The following is a 15,491-nucleotide window of genomic DNA, read 5'->3' as shown; positions in this document are numbered from 1 at the left end:
TCCGGGGGAGGGGTGCTCATGGGAGCACGCAGGGCAGCCAGTTGCGGGGAGAGCATGAACGAGCAGAAGCCCACCGGGCCGAAGCCCAAGTGGTGGAGCCGTCCGCAGGCAGGCCGCCCCAGCGACACCGGACCCGCGCCGACGGCCCCACCCGCCGAACTCCCGGACGAAACCTACGACTTGGCCCCGCCGACCCCGCCCGCCGGAGCGCCGCAGCCGACCACGGCGGCCGAGACGCCCCCGGTGCCGCCGCAGCCGACCCCGCCCGCCGGGGCGCACCCCGCGCATCAGGAGTCGGCCTCGTCGGCGCAGGACGCCGGGCCGGTCACCGACGCGCGCCCGGCATCCCCGGTGTCGCCGCAGTCGGCCCTACCCGCTGATGCGCACCCCGCGCATCAGGAGTCGGCCTTGTCGGCGCAGGACTTCGGGCCGGTCGCCGACGCGCCCCCGGTGTCGCCGCAGCCCGGGGCCGAGGTGCACCCCGCGTCCCCGGAGGCAGCTCCGCTGGCGCAGGACGCCGGGCCGGTCGACGACGCGCGTCCCGCGTCCCCGGAGGCGGCCCCGTCCGTCCAGGGCACGGGTCCTGTCGCCGAAGCGGAGGGCATACGGCCGGAGCACGGCACCGCCCCGGCCGCTGCTTCCGGCGTTCCCAGGCCGGGGCCCCTGCACGCCCCCGATCCCTACGGCACACCTCCCTACGGTGGGCCGGGGCCCTGGGCGCCCGCGCCTCCCGTGCAGCGGCCGGTGCCGACGCCGCCGGGCGGCACCCCGCTGCCCCAGCAGCCCGGCTACGCGGCCCCGCAGGCCGCCGACGCGCCCGCGCCCGCGCCGCAGGCCTCGTACGCCGCGCCTCCCGCCCCCGCGGGGCCGCCCGCCTCCCAGTGGTTGCAGTACGACCCCTGGAGCGCGCCCGGTGAGCCGCTCAGCAGGCCCGGGCAGCCTGAGCCGAGGAAGTGGCGGCGCGGCGCGCTGCTGGTCGGCGCTGTGCTGCTCGCCCTGGTCGCCGGGGGGATCGGCGGTGGCGTGGGCGCGTACGTCGAGCGCAACGGCGGCATCACCGACGTACGGTTGCCGCAGGCCGGCAAGGAGCCGCTGGGCCGGGCGCCGGACAGCGTCGCCGGGATCGCCGCGAGCGCGCTGCCGAGCGTGGTCACCATCCACGTCACCGGGTCCACCGAGTCCGGCACCGGCACCGGCTTCGTCCTCGACAACGCCGGGCACATCCTGACCAACAACCACGTCGTCCAGCCCGCCGGGAGCTCGGGGAAGATCTCGGTGACCTTCAGCGGGGGCGAGAGCGCGCCCGCGCAGGTGGTCGGCCGGGACAGCGGGTACGACCTCGCCGTCGTCAAGGTCGACGGGGTCTCGGGCATGAAGCCGCTGCCGCTCGGCAACTCGGACAACGTCCTGGTCGGCGATCCGGTGGTGGCCATCGGCGCGCCCTTCGACCTCTCCAACACGGTGACCTCGGGCATCATCAGCGCCAAGGAGCGCCCGATCACCGCCGGGGGCGAGAGCGGTGACGGCAGCGACGTCAGCTATGTCGACGCGCTCCAGACCGACGCCCCCATAAACCCGGGCAACTCCGGCGGCCCGCTCGTCGACTCCAAGGCCCGCGTCATCGGGATCAACAGCGCCATCAGGTCGGCCGGGAGCGGCAGCGCGGAGGGCGGCGGCGGCCAGGCGGGCTCGATCGGCCTGGGCTTCGCCATACCGGTCAACCAGGCCAAGCGGGTCGCCGAGGAGCTGATCAACACGGGCAGGGCCACCCACCCGGTGATCGGTGTCACGCTCGACATGAAGTTCACCGGCGACGGCGCCCGCGTCGGCGACAAGGCGAGCGACGGCAAGCCGTCCGTCACGCCCGACGGGCCCGGCGCCAAGGCGGGCGTCAAACCGCAGGACGTGATCACCAAGGTGGACGGCCAGCGGGTGCACAGCGGCGAGGAGTTGATAGTGAAGATCCGCGCCCACCGCCCGGGCGACCAGCTCAAGCTGACCGTGCAGCGGGACGGCAAGCAGCAGGACCTCACGCTGACGCTCGGCTCCGCGTCCTGACCGCCCGGTCCGGGGCCGCGCGGGACCGGCGGCCCCAGCGGCCCCGTACCGATGCCCAAAGGTCACCCCGCGGGTACCGCCGCGACAGTTCGGCCGGGTACCGTGGAGCGGTCCATGACTGGACGCGGAGCTGAGTATCAAGCGCCGAGATCGCGAGCACTGAGAACACGAGGAGCAGCGGGTGTTCAACGACATCGGGCCCATGGAGCTGGTCACACTCGTGGTCCTCGCTGTGCTCATCTTCGGCCCGGACAAGCTGCCCAAGCTGATCCAGGACGTCTCGAACATGATCCGCAAGGTGCGGAGCTTCTCCGAGAGCGCCAAGCAGGACATCCGGGCGGAGCTCGGTCCGGAGTTCAAGGACTTCGAGTTCGAGGACCTCAACCCCAAGACGTTCGTCCGCAAGCAGCTCATGGACAACGACGACCTGGGGCTCAAGGAGATCCGCAACAGCTTCGACCTCCGCAAGGACATGGAAGAGGTCGCGGACGCCGTGCACGGCCGCGAATCGGCCGCCACCACCGCCGCCAACGGCTCGGTGAACGGCTCGGGGGCCACCCCCGACCTGCTGAAGAAGCGCGAGCAGCTGGCGCCGGGTGAGCGCCCCCCGTTCGACGCCGACGCCACCTGATACACGCCAATCCCACATGCGCTTTTCCGGCGAGCCGCGCCGAGGTGGCTATCCTCCATCTGTCCGGCAGCCAGGACGCCCGAGGGGGGCGGGCCGCTCCGGACGCTACTGATCTAGGAGGCGGCCGGGCAGATGGAGACGACAAGCCGGGTAGCGGGGCAGTCCCCTCAAGGGGCGCCCGAGGGCACCCAGTCCACACCGGAGGGAGTGCCGGCGGCCCGGCGTACGGTCGACGGCTATCTGCGCGCGCCCTTCCCCTGGTACGGCCTCGACGAGGCGTTCACCGGGCCGCGCTGGCTGATGCAGGTGGCGCTGGCCGCCGACGGCACCGTCCAGCACGGCTCGATCGGCCACGGCGACGAGCCGTCGATACGGCCCGAGGCGGCGGCGAAGACCGGGGCCGACCGGGACCGGTTCGCGGTGGTCGTGAGCATCCCGGCGAACCCGGTGCGCCGCAGCGGCGACGGCACGGGCGTCCTGGAGGCCACCTCGGTCTCCTCGGCGGCCTGGCTCGCGGGCTCGGGGCTGCTGGCCTTCACCTGGCCCGCGCAGATGGACCACGTGCGGCGCGGCGAGTGGCTGGACCAGCAGACCGAGACGGCATGGGAGCTCGCCGACGACCTGGACGGCTCCGACTGGTCGACCCTCTCGCTCCCCGTCGACGGCGTGCCGACCGACTTCCACTACCGCGAGTCCGAGTTCGGCTGGATCCTGGCCGGCTCGGCGCAGGGCGGCGTGCACCTGGGAGCGTACGGGCGCGGCCTGAGCGCGTACGGGCTCGGCTTCTCGGTGGTCAAGGACATCGCCTCGTACGCGTGAGGGCGGACGGGCGGCCGCGCGAAGCATCCGGCCCCGGCCGACGGCGGTATGCGCGGCCCATGACGGCGGCGTAAGCCGATGCGCACACGCGTAAGGGGCGCCCGCAGTGGCGGGCGCCCCTTACGCGTGCTGTGGGCGGGCTAGAACTTGTTGCGCGGGGTGATCCCGAGCGACATGCCCGACAGGCCGCGGGCGCGGCCGCCCAGCTTGCCCGCGATGGCGCGCAGGGCCGCGCCGGCGGGGGAGTCCGGGTTGGACAGGACGACCGGGCGGCCGTCGTCGCCGCCCTCGCGCAGGCGGACGTCGATCGGGATGGAGCCCAGCACCGGCACGGTGGCGCCGGTCGTCTTCGTCAGACCGTCGGCGACCTTCTGGCCGCCGCCCGTGCCGAACACGTCGACCATCTCGTCGCAGTGCGGGCAGGGCAGCCCGGCCATGTTCTCGACCACGCCGACGATCTTCTGGTGGGTCTGCACGGCGATGGACCCGGCGCGCTCGGCGACCTCGGCCGCGGCCTGCTGCGGGGTGGTCACGACGAGGATCTCGGCGTTGGGGACCAGCTGCGCAACCGAGATCGCGATGTCGCCGGTGCCCGGCGGCAGGTCGAGCAGCAGCACGTCCAGGTCGCCCCAGTACACGTCGGCGAGGAACTGCTGGAGGGCGCGGTGCAGCATGGGGCCGCGCCACACGACGGGCGCGTTGCCCGGCGTGAACATGCCGATGGAGATGACCTTCACGCCGTTCGCGGACGGCGGCATGATCATGTTCTCGACCTGGGTGGGCTTGCCGTCGGCGCCCAGCATGCGGGGCACGGAGTGGCCGTAGATGTCGGCGTCCACGACACCGACCTTCAGCCCGTCCGCCGCCATCGCGGCCGCCAGGTTCACCGTCACCGAGGACTTGCCGACGCCGCCCTTGCCGGAGGCGACCGCGTAGACGCGGGTCAGCGACCCGGGCTTGGCGAAGGGCACCTCGCGCTCGGCGGTGCCCCCGCGCAGCGAGGCCGCGAGCTCCTTGCGCTGCTCGTCGCTCATCACGTCGAGCGTCACGTCGACGCGGCTGACGCCCTCGACCCGCTCGACCGCGTCCGTCACGTTCTTGGTGATGGTCTCGCGCATCGGGCAGCCGGAGACGGTCAGGTACACCGTGACGGCGACCGCCCCGTCCGTGCCGATCTCGACCGATTTGACCATGCCGAGTTCAGTGATCGGTCGGTGGATCTCGGGGTCGTTCACCGTCGCCAGTGCCTCAAGCACCGCGTCTTCCGTAGCCATACGGTCGATGGTACGGCGCCTACCGCACCGTACGGAAAGCCCTGTCAGCGGTCGCCTTCGTCACGTCCGTAGGAGCGCTCCGGCGGGAATAGGTTCCGCCGCTCCTCCATCTCCTTGACCAGGTCCTGGAGTTCGGAGCGGATCCAGTCGCGGGTGGCCACCTCGCCGAGGCCCATCCTGAGCGCCGCGATTTCCCGGGTGAGGTACTCGGTGTCGGCGATGGACCGCTCGTTCTGCTTGCGGTCCTGCTCGTGGGTGACGCGGTCGCGGTCGTCCTGCCGGTTCTGCGCCAGCAGGATCAGCGGGGCCGCGTACGAGGCCTGGAGCGACAGGGCGAGCGTGAGGAAGATGAACGGGTAGTTGTCGAAGCGCAGATTGCTCGGCGCGAAGATGTTCCAGGCGACCCACAGGATGATGATCAGGGTCATCCAGACGATGAACCGCCCGGTGCCCAGGAAACGGGCGATCCGCTCGCTGAACCGGCCGAACGCCTCGGGGTCCCACTCCGGGAGCAGCCTCACGCGCGGCGCGCGCGGCTGGTCGAGCCGGGTGCGGCCGCGCGGCAGCGCGCTCGCGCCGCTCGCCCGGGTGCGCTCCTCCGTCCGGTCAGTGCCGCCCATCCGGTACCCCCTCCGGCCCGTGGAACTCCGTCTCGCGCCAGTCGTCCGGCAGCAGGTGGTCGAGCACGTCGTCGACGGTCACGGCGCCGAGCAGCGAGCCGCTCTCGTCCACCACGGGCGCGGCGACCATGTTGTACGCCGCGAGGAAGCTGGTCACCGACGGCAGCGAGGCGTTCGGCGGCAGCGGCTTCAGATCGCTGTCCACCACCGAGGAGACCAGCGCGAACGGCGGCTCCCGCAGCAGCCGCTGGAAGTGCACCGTGCCCAGGTACTTGCCGGTCGGCGTCTCGTCCGGCGGCCGGCACACGTACACCTGGGCGGCGAGCGCGGGGGAGAGGTCCTGCTGGCGCACCCGGGCCAGGGCGTCGGCGACCGTGGCGTCCGGACGCAGCACGATCGGCTCGGTGGTCATCAGACCGCCCGCGGTGCGCTCCTCGTACGACAGGAGGCGGCGCACGTCGGCCGCGTCGTCCGGCTGCATCAGCGTGAGCAGCCGCTCCTTGTCCTCCTCGGGCAGCTCGGAGAGCAGGTCGGCGGCGTCGTCCGGGTCCATCGCCTCCAGGACGTCGGCGGCCCGCTCGTCCTTCAGCTTGCCGAGGATCTCCACCTGGTCGTCGTCGGGCAGCTCCTCCAGGACGTCGGCCAGCCGGTCGTCGTCCAGGGCCGCGGCCACCTCGGCACGCCGTTTGGGCGACAGGTGGTGCATCACGTTGGCCAGGTCGGCGGGGCGCAGCTGCTCGAAGGTGGCGACCAGGTTCTCGGCGCCCTGGCCGTGCTCCTCCAGGGAGAACCCGGTGACGGCCGACCACTCGACGGTCAGCGTCTCGCCCTTGCGGCGCAGCGCGCCCGACTTGCCCCGGCGGACGAAGACCTTGTCGATCTCCCAGTCGCGGCGGGCCGGAAGCTGCTGGATGGCGACGTCGAGGACGGTCACCTGCTCGCCGTCCTCGACGAGGGTGACCCGGCGGTCGAGCAGCTCGCCGAGCACGAGGCGCTCGGTGGGGCGCTGCTCGAAGCGGCGCAGGTTGACGACGCCGGTCGTGATGACCTGGCCCGACTCCACCCCGGTGACCCGGGTCATGGGCAGGAAGATCAGCCTGCGGCCGGCCACCTCGACGACGATGCCGAGCAGCCGGGGAGGCCTGCGGCCGACCCGCAACATCGCCACCAGGTCCCGCACCCGGCCGACCTGGTCGCCGTTGGGGTCGAAGACGGCGACGCCGGAGAGGTGCGAGACGAAGACCCGGGGGGCGCCTGCCGCCATCCGAGCGCCTCCTTCTGATCAGGGTTGCTCCGCACCACCGACATCGGCGCGGGACAAGGGTTTCAGGCTAGCCGCCGCCGAGGAGGTACGCCCTTGCGGGGCGTCCGTCCGGCGCTCTGCCGAGCAGCCTAGACACTGCGGGTAGGGTGCGGACTGCCGACCCCCTACATCCGTGTGAGAGGCAGTGCGCCGGTGACCTCATCCCTCCTGCCCGTGCGGGTACGGGCCCGTCGGGCCGCTCTGCCCGTCGCGCTGTGCGCGGGGCTCGCCGCGGCACTCACCGCCTGCGGTTCGGACCCGGACGAGGGGACCAACGGCGTCGGCAAACTGTCCGCGACCGAGATCGAGAACAAGGCGCGCACCGCGGCCGACGGGGCCGACGCGGTGCGGCTGTCGGGGACGCTGGTCAGCAAGGGCGGCTCGTACAAGATCGACATGAAGCTGAAGGGCAGCGGCGGTACGGGCACGGTCACCTCGCAGAAGAGCACCTTCGGGCTGCTGCGGGTGGGGGACGACCTGTTCCTCAAGGCCGACGCGGGGTTCTGGTCGCACAGCGACTCCGGCGGCTCGGGCGGCGCGGCCTCGGCGGCGGGCAAGCTCGACGACAAGTACGTCAAGGTGCCCTCGGGGGATCCGGCCTACCAGCAACTGCGCGGGTTCACCGAGAAGTCGGTGCTGCTCAAGGGCATGCTCGGGCTCCAGGGCGCACTGTCCAAGGGCGACCGGTCCGAGGTCGGCAAGGTCCGTACGGTACGGATCGCGGCGGGCAGGGACGGCGAGGGCGGCACCCTCGACGTCGCCCTCCAGGGCACGCCCTACCCGCTGCGTTTCGAGCGGGCCGGCGGGGCGGGCGTCCTCGAACTGGCCGACTGGAACAAGGACTTCCCGCTCGCGCCCCCGGCCAAGGGCGACACCGTGGACTACGGCCAGCAGCTCCCCAAGACCTGACCCGGGGCGCGGCCGCGCTTCAGCGCCGCTTGCGCCGGAACAGCAGGCTGGGCAGGGCCGCGGGCACCGGGTGCCGTGTCGTGGCCGGGGTCGCCACCGGGGGCGCGGCCAGCGATCCTTCGGGGGCCGCGCCGAGCGGGCCGGCCGGGGTCAGGCGCAGCAGCCGGCACTCGCGCGCCCAGCGCGCGGGCATCGCCTCGCCGTCCGGGGCGTTGAGGCGCTTGCCCTTCAGCTCGGCGACCGCCGCCTCCCACGCCTCGCCGCCCGCGGGGATCTCGGAGACCGCGGCGGTCCACGCCACCAGGCGCCCGCCCTTGTCCTTGGAGCGGACCGTCACCTGCGCGGTGCCACCGTCCACGAGCCCGTCGAGCGGCTGCTCGCCCGGGCCGCCGCCCACGACGTGGGCGGCGCCGTCGAGCCACACGTGCCACAGGGCCCGCTCGGCCACCCCGGTGCCGCGCACCCAGATGAGCCCGGACTTCTTGGTGGCCTCCTCGACAAGGGCCTGGTCGAGCAACGTCTGCGTCATGCCACCACCCTAGAGGCCCCGGGGAATAGTCAGTTCCGTAATTCGCGCATGCCCCTTACGCTGCGGCCGTGACCACTGCCACCTCGCCCGCGCCCGCCGTCGCGGCCGTTCCCCGCGTCGACGTCGCGCTGCTCGTCGTCGCCCTCGCCAGCGTCTCGCTGTCCGCGCCGCTGATCGCGGCCACCGCCGCGCCCGCGCTGGCCATCGCCTTCTGGCGCAACGCCCTCGCGGTCGGCGCGCTGACCCCGGTGGCCTGGTTCAGGCACCGGGCCCGGCTGCGCGCGCTCACCCGCCGCGAGGTGGGGCTCACCCTCGGCGCGGGCGGTCTGCTCGCGCTGCACTTCGGGCTGTGGCTGCCGAGCCTGAGCATGACGTCGGTCGCCTCGTCGACGGCGCTGTGCACCACCACCCCGATATGGACGACGATCGCGCTGCGCCTGCGCGGCCACCGCACGCCGGGCCTGGTGTGGGCGGGCACCCTGGCCGCCTGCACCGGCGTCGTCCTGCTCACCGGCGTCGACCTCACCCTGTCGCCGCGCGCCCTGGCGGGCGACGCGCTCGCGCTCGGCGGCGGCATCGCGGCCGCCGGGTACGTGCTGCTCGGCGCCGAGGTCCGCAAGAGCGTCGCCACCGTCCCGTACACCTACCTCTGCTACGGAACGGCCGCCGCCGGGCTCCTGGTGGCGGCGCTCGTCAGCGGGGCCGAACTCACCGCGTACGACGGGACGACCTGGCTGAAGCTGGCGGTGCTCACGCTCGCCGCCCAGCTGCTCGGCCACTCGCTGCTCAACCGGGTGGTGGCGAGCCTCGGCCCGTCCGTCACCGCCACGGCGATCCTGCTCGAAACCCCCGGCGCCGCGCTCATCGCCGCGCTCTGGCTCGGTCAGCGGCCCCCGGTGCTCGCCTACCCGGCGCTGGTCGTGATCCTGGCCGGGCTCGCCCTGGTGGTGCGGGCGAACCGGGCCGAGTGAGCCCTCAGAGCCAGCCGTTGCGCTTCAGGATGCGGTGGATGCCGAGGCAGACCACGGCCACCATGCCCATCGAGATCGGGTAGCCGTACTTCCAGTGCAGCTCGGGCATGTTGTCGAAGTTCATGCCGTACACACCGCACACCATCGTCGGTACGGCGATGATCGCCGCCCAGGACGTGATCTTGCGCATGTCCTCGTTCTGGGCGACGGAGGCCTGGGCGAGGTTGGCCTGGAGGATGGAGTTGAGCAGCTCGTCGAAGCCGACGACCTGCTCCTGCACCCGGGCGAGGTGGTCGGCGACGTCCCGGAAGTACTTCTGGATGTCGGGGTCCACCAGCCGCATCGGCCGCTCGCTGAGCAGCTGCATGGGACGCAGGAGCGGCGAGACCGCGCGCTTGAACTCCAGTACCTCGCGCTTGAGTTGGTAGATCCGGCCCGCGTCCACACCGCGCGGGCTGCCCTTGGCCGGCGCCGAGAACACCTCGATCTCGACCTCGTCGATGTCGTCCTGCACCGCGTCCACGACCGCGAGGTAGCCGTCGACGACCTGGTCGGCGATGGCGTGCAGGACGGCGGAGGGCCCCTTGGCCAGGAGCTCCGGGTCGTCCTGGAGGCGCTTGCGCAGCGCGCGCAGCGAGCCCTGGCCGCCGTGCCGGACGGTGATGACGAAGTCCCGCCCGGTGAAGCACATCACCTCGCCGGTCTCCACGACCTCGCTGGTCGCGGTGAGCTCGGCGTGCTCGACGTAGTGGATGGTCTTGAAGACGGTGAACAGGGTGTCGTCGTAGCGCTCCAGCTTCGGCCGCTGGTGGGCGTGGACGGCGTCCTCCACGGCGAGCGGGTGCAGCCCGAACTCGGCCGCGATACCGGCGAATTCGGCCTCGGTCGGCTCGTGCAGGCCGATCCACACGAACCCCCCGCCCTCGCGCGCCCGCCGCATGGCCTCCCGGGGCGTCAGGCAGCCGGTGTCCTCGCCCAACCGCACGCGCCGCCCGTCGCGGTAGACCGCGCAGTCGACGACGGCGCTGCTGGCCGAGGGGTCGCGGGTGGTGTCGTAGCCGTTGTACGGGGCGCTGGTCTTGCGCAGCGCGGGGCGGACCACGGCACGCAGGTCACGGATCATCGACATGGCAGGACTCCTTCACGGAGGGGCCGTCGGGGGCGTGACGCTCTGGAACTGCCCGAGAACCTGGAACAGGGGACGTGCTGCGACGAAAGGAGCCAAGGGGACGAATCGGCCCCGAACGGCATCGATCGCACACGTTCGCACAGCGGGCGGCACCACAGGGGCACGCGAGACGGCGTTCGCTACTGAAACGGACGGACGACGTGAGGTGCTCTTCCGTTGGGCGAGACGCCTTGAGACGCGGGTGTTTTCCGGGCCGGGGGCCGGGTAGGGAGGGTCTCAGATCACCGGGAACAACGCAGGCGCGCGGAAGAGCGGTTGGTACTGCCAGGCCGACTTCGATCCATCGCAGCCCCACCTCCTCCAGCCGGTCCCCCGTGGGGAACTTCCTGCTGTCCCGAACAGCGGCCAAGACTATCAGCCCACTCTTGCGTCAAGCCCCGGCTTTGCCGCTTGCATACGCCTTCTATGCTCGCCCCATGGTTGATGTTCTTGCGCTCGTCGAGGCCCGTCTGCACACCGCGCTCGGTGAGCCGGACGCGCGCGCCGCGGTCACCTTCCTCGGTACCGACCGCATCGAGGTGCTGCGGTTCTCCGAGGGTGACATCGTCCGGTACGCGACTCTCGGCATGTCCGCTCAGCCGATGGCCGACCCCACCTCCGCGCTCGCCGACCCGGTGAAGGGCCCGCGGGCCGAGCTGGTCCTGTCCGTGCGCGCCGGGCTCGCCGACACCGACAAGGCGCTCCGTCCGCTCGCCGTGCTGGCCGCCTCCCCGCAGGTGGAGGGCCTCGTGGTGGCCCCCGGGGCCTCGCTCGACACCGGCGAACCGCTGTGGCCGGGCGCCCCGTTCACCTCGGTCCTGGTCGCCGAGCCGGGCGGCCTGGTCGAGGACCTGGAGCTCGACGCCCCGATGGACCCGGTCCGCTTCCTGCCGCTGCTGCCGATGACCACCAACGAGGCCGCCTGGAAGCGGGTCCGCGGCGCCGAGGCGCTGCACGAGCGTTGGCTGTCCGGCGGCACCGACCTGCGCGATCCGCTGCGCAGGTCCGTGGCGCTCGACTAGCACGGCCTCGGCGCCCCCGGTGTCGGTCTGACCCGAACCAGGGGCGCGTACAAGGGAGTTGGCGGCCCGGGCCTAGTCGGCGAAGGCCGACACCCCGTCCTCGGTGGCGTGCGCGGGCTGGAGCTCGACCGCCTCGTGGACGAGCGAGGCGCGGCGGACCCACACGATCACCGCGCCGAGCACCGCCGCCACGGCCGCGACCACGAACGGGACGTGGATGTCGCTCCACTCCTCGATCTTCGGCGCGAAGTAGGGGGCCGCGGCCGCCGCGAACCAGCGCACGAAGTTGTAGCCCGCGCTCGCCACCGGCCGGGGCGCGTCCGATACGCCGAGGGCCAGCTCGGTGTACACGGTGTTGTTGAGGCCGATGAACGAGCCGGAGGCGATGGTCGCGGCGACCGCCGTGGTGTGATTGCCGTAGCCCAGCACGAGCAGGTCCGCGGCGAGCAGCACGAGCGATCCGCCGAGCACCTTCAGCGAGCCGAACCGCTCCTGGAGCCGGGGCGCGACGAGCACCGAGAACACCGCGAGCAGCACGCCCCAGGCGAAGAAGACGCCGCCCGACTTGTACGGCGACATGTTCAGCACGAACGGGGTGAAGGCGAGCACCGTGAAGAACGCGTAGTTGTAGAAGAAGGCGGACGCCGCGCCGAGGCGAGGCCGCCGTGGCCCAGCGCCCTGAGCGGGTCGAGCAGCGAGGTCCTGCGGGCGGGCCTGGGCTGTTCCTTGAGGAACGCCGTGATCGCGACGAAGCCGATCGCCATGAGGGCGGCGGTGCCGAAGAAGGGGTAGCGCCACTTCATGTCGCCGAGGATCGCGCCGAGCAGCGGGCCGCACGCCATGCCGAGGCCGAGCGCGGACTCGTACAGCAGGATCGCCGCGGCGCTGCCGCCCGCCGCCGCGCCGACGATGACGGCGAGCGCGGTGGAGACGAACAGCGCGTTGCCGAGCCCCCAGCCCGCCCGGAAGCCGACGAGTTCGCCGACCGAGTTCGAGGTGCCCGCGAGCGCCGCGAAGACGACCACCAGGGCGAGCCCCGCGAGCAGCGTCTTCTTGCCGCCGATCCGGCTGGAGACGAAGCCGGTGACGAGCATCGCGACCGCGGTGATCAGGAAGTACGAGGTGAAGAGCAGGGACACCTGGCTGGGGTGGCGTCCAGGCCCTTGGCGATGGACGGCAGGATCGGGTCGACCAGGCCGATGCCCATGAAGGCGACGACGGACGCGCCCGCGGTCGCCCAGACCGCCTTGGGCTGACGCAGCAGGCCGCCGGCTCCTGCGCCGTCGTCGAGGGGGTCCTTTCCTTGCCGCATGGCTGCTCCCGTTTCCCGGTGGATGACTGTGGCACCAGATCGTTGCGTGATACACACAATAACTTAGCCAGGCTAATGAATGCAAGATGAAACTACTTTTCCGGAGGGCGTTCCATCGGCCTTCCGGGCCCGCGCCGCATGCCGTCCCCGGCCGCGGACGACGGGCGGGGCGCACTCCGGACGGGTGATCGTCCTTGACGGGGCGACGACCGGGGAGGACCGTGGGGCTCTATGAGGGGCGAACCCAGTTGCCCGAAGTGCGGAGGCCGGGTCAGGGCGCCCGGTCTCTTTGCCGACACCTGGCAGTGCGACGTGCACGGCCCCGTGTATCCGCTGCAACCGGTGGTTCCGCCCAGTGTCGAGGCCCTGGAGGTCGTCGTGCGCCGGGCGCAGGTGCCGGTGTGGATGCCCTGGCCGCTGCCGGTCGGCTGGCTGTTCACGGGCGTGGGGTACGCGGGTGACGACCGCAGCGGCGGCCGCGCGACCGCGGTGGCCTGCTCCGGCCCCGGCCCGCTCGGCGGCATCGGGGAGCTGATCCTGGTCGCGGAGGAGCTGGGCGTGGGGCTCGGCGCGCGGTACGCGGGCATCGACGGGCCCGACCCCGGCCCGTTCATGAGCGTCGACAAACCCCCGCACACCAAGGTCCTCGCGGCCGGCCGGCCCACCCCGCTGTGGCACGTCACCCGGACCCCGGACGACCGCGCCGTCTTCGCGGGGGAGGCGCGCGGGCTGTGGCTGTGGGCGATCGTGTGGCCCGAGCAGTCCGGACTGCTCATGTACGACGAGCTCGTCCTGACCGATCTGCGCGACGCGGGCGCCGAGGTGGAACTGGTGCCCTGCGGCGCGCTCACCCCCCGCATCCTGTCCTGATCGGGGCCCCGGCCGGGGACGGACGGGGAAGAGCGTCCGGCCGGTTATCCTTGACCGTCCCCTGATCCGCCCCTTATGCCCTGGAGTACGCGTCGTGCGCATCGATCTGCACACCCACTCCACGGCTTCGGACGGTACGGACACCCCGGCCGAGCTGGTCCGCAACGCGGCCGCCGCCGGGCTCGACGTCGTCGCGCTGACCGACCACGACACCACCCGCGGGTACGCCGAGGCCGTCGCCGCGCTGCCCGCCGGGCTCACCCTGGTCACCGGCGCCGAACTCTCCTGCCGCATCGACGGCATCGGCCTGCACATGCTGGCCTACCTCTTCGACCCCGAGGAGCCCGAGCTCCTGCGCGAGCGCGAGCTGGTGCGGGACGACCGGGTGCCGCGCGCCCGGGGCATGGTCACCAAGCTCCGGGAACTCGGCGTGCCCGTCACCTGGGAGCAGGTCGCCCGCATCGCGGGCGACGGCTCGGTCGGCCGCCCCCACGTCGCCGAGGCGCTCGTCGAACTCGGCGTCGTCGGCTCCGTCTCCGACGCCTTCGTGCCCGACTGGCTCGCCGACGGCGGCCGCGCCTACGTCGGCAAGCACGAGCTCGACCCGTTCGACGCGATCCGGCTCGTCAAGGCGGCGGGCGGCGTCACCGTCTTCGCCCACCCGCTCGCCCACCGGCGCGGCCGGGTCGTGCCCGAGTCCGCGATAGCCGAACTGGCCGCCGCCGGCCTCGACGGCATCGAGGTCGACCACACCGACCACGACGCCCCCACCCGCGCGCGGCTGCGCGCGCTCGCGGCCGACCTGGGGCTGCTGACCACGGGCTCCAGCGACTACCACGGCAGCCGCAAGCCCGTACGGCTCGGGCAGTGCACGACCGATCCCGAGATCTACGGCGAGATCACCCGCCGCGCCACGGGGGCCTTCCCCGTGCCGGGTGCGGGCGGAGACGGCCGCTCGTAGGGGGAGCCCGCCTCTCCCGATCACCCGGGGGCCCCGCCCCCGCATCCCCGCTCCCCGAACGCCGCACGGGCCTGTCCGCGCGGCGCAGGGGGCCGGTCCCGGCTGACCCGCGCAGCAGCGGCCCAGCTCACTTCCGTACGTCCCTCACCTCGCAAGGCTCACCGTGTTCGACGCTGCCGTCTTCGGCTCCCTCTTCCTCACCCTGTTCGTCATCATGGATCCCCCCGGGATCACGCCGATCTTCCTCGCGCTGACCGCGGGCCGTGCCGCCAAGGTCCAGCGCAGGATGGCCTGGCAGGCCGCCGCCGTCGCGCTCGGAGTGATCACGCTCTTCGGCCTCGTCGGCCACCAGATCCTCAGCTATCTGCACATCGACGTCCCCGCGCTGATGATCGCGGGAGGTCTGCTGCTGCTCCTGATCGCGCTCGACCTGCTCACCGGCAAGACCGACGAGCCGAAGCAGACCAAGGACGTCAACGTCGCGCTGGTGCCGCTCGGCATGCCGCTGCTCGCCGGGCCCGGCGCGATCGTCCAGGTGATCCTCGCCGTCCAGAACCACGACACGGTGTCCGGGCAGGTCTCGGTCTGGGCGGCGATCATCGCCATCCACCTCGTGCTGTACGTGACCATGCGGTACTCGCTGCTGATCATCCGCGTCATCAAGGACGGCGGCGTCGTCCTGGTCACCCGGCTCGCGGGCATGATGCTCTCGGCCCTCGCGGTGCAGCAGATCATCAACGGCATCACCCAGGTGATCCACGCCAACTGAGGCCCCGGCACGCCGAAGCGCCCCCGTACCCATCGGTACGGGGGCGCTTCACATACGGCACCCGCGGCCGTTCGACCGGCTCGCGGGGGCACTCCTTCTAACGCGTTACGAGGCCGCGGAGACGGCCGGGCGGATGTAGATGCGCTGACCCATTGCGGCGGCCTGCTGCACAATCCGGTTGACGGAGGCGGCGTCCACGACGGTGCTGTCAACGGCCGTACCGTCGACGTCGTCCAGGCGCATGATTTCGAAGCGCATGGCTTCTCCCTTCGTCT

15 protein-coding genes and 1 pseudogene are annotated in these 15,491 nt (G+C 72.5%); 9 read left to right on the top strand and 7 right to left on the bottom strand.

Annotation, left to right across the window (positions count from 1 at the left end; genetic code table 11):
- Window positions 1-54: 54 nt before the first annotated feature.
- The 3 genes from AC07F3_RS21245 (at window position 55) to AC07F3_RS21235 (ending at window position 3,508) form a co-directional block, all read left to right on the top strand.
- Window positions 55-2,058, top strand: coding sequence for a S1C family serine protease (locus tag AC07F3_RS21245; protein ID WP_479116028.1), 2,004 nt, complete (start codon window positions 55-57; stop codon window positions 2,056-2,058).
- 181 nt (window positions 2,059-2,239) lie between these two features.
- Entirely contained in the window at window positions 2,240-2,689 is a 450-nt protein-coding gene (locus tag AC07F3_RS21240) for a sec-independent translocase (protein ID WP_479116027.1), read from the top strand.
- Window positions 2,690-2,821: 132 nt separating this feature from the next.
- Window positions 2,822-3,508: a hypothetical protein gene (locus tag AC07F3_RS21235; protein WP_479116026.1), complete on the top strand. Its 687-nt coding sequence runs from the start codon at window positions 2,822-2,824 to the stop codon at window positions 3,506-3,508.
- 140 nt (window positions 3,509-3,648) lie between these two features.
- Here the strand turns inward: AC07F3_RS21235 and AC07F3_RS21230 are convergent, their stop codons facing one another.
- The 3 genes from AC07F3_RS21230 to AC07F3_RS21220 are packed head-to-tail and all read right to left on the bottom strand — an operon-like array spanning window position 3,649 to window position 6,666.
- Window positions 3,649-4,782, bottom strand: coding sequence for an Mrp/NBP35 family ATP-binding protein (locus tag AC07F3_RS21230; RefSeq protein ID WP_479116025.1), 1,134 nt, complete (start codon window positions 4,780-4,782; stop codon window positions 3,649-3,651).
- 44 nt (window positions 4,783-4,826) lie between these two features.
- Window positions 4,827-5,402 (bottom strand): DUF1003 domain-containing protein, encoded by a 576-nt coding sequence (locus AC07F3_RS21225; RefSeq protein WP_479116024.1) that lies wholly within the window; start codon window positions 5,400-5,402, stop codon window positions 4,827-4,829.
- Window positions 5,389-6,666: a magnesium transporter MgtE N-terminal domain-containing protein gene (locus AC07F3_RS21220; protein WP_469835142.1), complete on the bottom strand. Its 1,278-nt coding sequence runs from the start codon at window positions 6,664-6,666 to the stop codon at window positions 5,389-5,391. Before AC07F3_RS21220 ends, AC07F3_RS21225 begins: the two co-directional genes overlap by 14 nt.
- 192 nt (window positions 6,667-6,858) lie before the next feature.
- On the opposite strand from AC07F3_RS21220, the gene AC07F3_RS21215 reads away from it, so the two are divergent.
- The gene (locus AC07F3_RS21215) at window positions 6,859-7,614 is read left to right on the top strand and encodes a hypothetical protein (protein WP_479116023.1); all 756 of its coding nucleotides are present in this window, start codon (window positions 6,859-6,861) and stop codon (window positions 7,612-7,614) included.
- Window positions 7,615-7,633: 19 nt separating this feature from the next.
- Here the strand turns inward: AC07F3_RS21215 and AC07F3_RS21210 are convergent, their stop codons facing one another.
- Window positions 7,634-8,143: a hypothetical protein gene (locus AC07F3_RS21210; RefSeq protein WP_479116022.1), complete on the bottom strand. Its 510-nt coding sequence runs from the start codon at window positions 8,141-8,143 to the stop codon at window positions 7,634-7,636.
- Window positions 8,144-8,211: 68 nt separating this feature from the next.
- Between AC07F3_RS21210 and AC07F3_RS21205 the strand changes: the two genes are divergently transcribed.
- Complete coding sequence (locus AC07F3_RS21205) at window positions 8,212-9,114, top strand: DMT family transporter (protein WP_479116021.1); 903 nt, start codon at window positions 8,212-8,214, stop codon at window positions 9,112-9,114.
- A 4-nt stretch (window positions 9,115-9,118) separates the two neighbouring features.
- On the opposite strand, the gene AC07F3_RS21200 is transcribed toward AC07F3_RS21205, so the two are convergent.
- On the bottom strand, window positions 9,119-10,243 hold the full coding sequence (locus AC07F3_RS21200) for a magnesium and cobalt transport protein CorA (RefSeq protein ID WP_479116020.1): 1,125 nt from the start codon (window positions 10,241-10,243) through the stop codon (window positions 9,119-9,121).
- A gap of 476 nt (window positions 10,244-10,719) precedes the next feature.
- Between AC07F3_RS21200 and AC07F3_RS21195 the strand changes: the two genes are divergently transcribed.
- The gene (locus AC07F3_RS21195; RefSeq protein WP_479116019.1) at window positions 10,720-11,304 is read left to right on the top strand and encodes a suppressor of fused domain protein; all 585 of its coding nucleotides are present in this window, start codon (window positions 10,720-10,722) and stop codon (window positions 11,302-11,304) included.
- Between the two features lie 72 nt (window positions 11,305-11,376).
- Here AC07F3_RS21195 and AC07F3_RS21190 read toward each other — a convergent pair.
- Window positions 11,377-12,616, bottom strand: a pseudogene (locus tag AC07F3_RS21190) (MFS transporter).
- A gap of 231 nt (window positions 12,617-12,847) precedes the next feature.
- Between AC07F3_RS21190 and AC07F3_RS21185 the strand changes: the two are divergent.
- From AC07F3_RS21185 to AC07F3_RS21175, 3 genes are all read left to right on the top strand, one after another.
- On the top strand, window positions 12,848-13,486 hold the full coding sequence (locus AC07F3_RS21185) for a DUF6758 family protein (RefSeq protein ID WP_114038896.1): 639 nt from the start codon (window positions 12,848-12,850) through the stop codon (window positions 13,484-13,486).
- Between the two features lie 94 nt (window positions 13,487-13,580).
- On the top strand, window positions 13,581-14,447 hold the full coding sequence (locus tag AC07F3_RS21180) for a PHP domain-containing protein (protein ID WP_479116018.1): 867 nt from the start codon (window positions 13,581-13,583) through the stop codon (window positions 14,445-14,447).
- Window positions 14,448-14,610: 163 nt separating this feature from the next.
- Window positions 14,611-15,216, top strand: coding sequence for a MarC family protein (locus AC07F3_RS21175; RefSeq protein ID WP_479116017.1), 606 nt, complete (start codon window positions 14,611-14,613; stop codon window positions 15,214-15,216).
- A 105-nt stretch (window positions 15,217-15,321) separates the two neighbouring features.
- On the opposite strand, the gene AC07F3_RS21170 is transcribed toward AC07F3_RS21175, so the two are convergent.
- The gene (locus AC07F3_RS21170; RefSeq protein ID WP_479116016.1) at window positions 15,322-15,474 is read right to left on the bottom strand and encodes a hypothetical protein; all 153 of its coding nucleotides are present in this window, start codon (window positions 15,472-15,474) and stop codon (window positions 15,322-15,324) included.
- Window positions 15,475-15,491 lie beyond the last annotated feature (17 nt).

The organism is Streptomyces sp. NPDC045846, assembly GCF_056431605.1.
The sequence above is the reverse complement of the archived record's forward strand: the minus strand, read 5'-3'. Positions and strand labels throughout refer to the sequence as shown.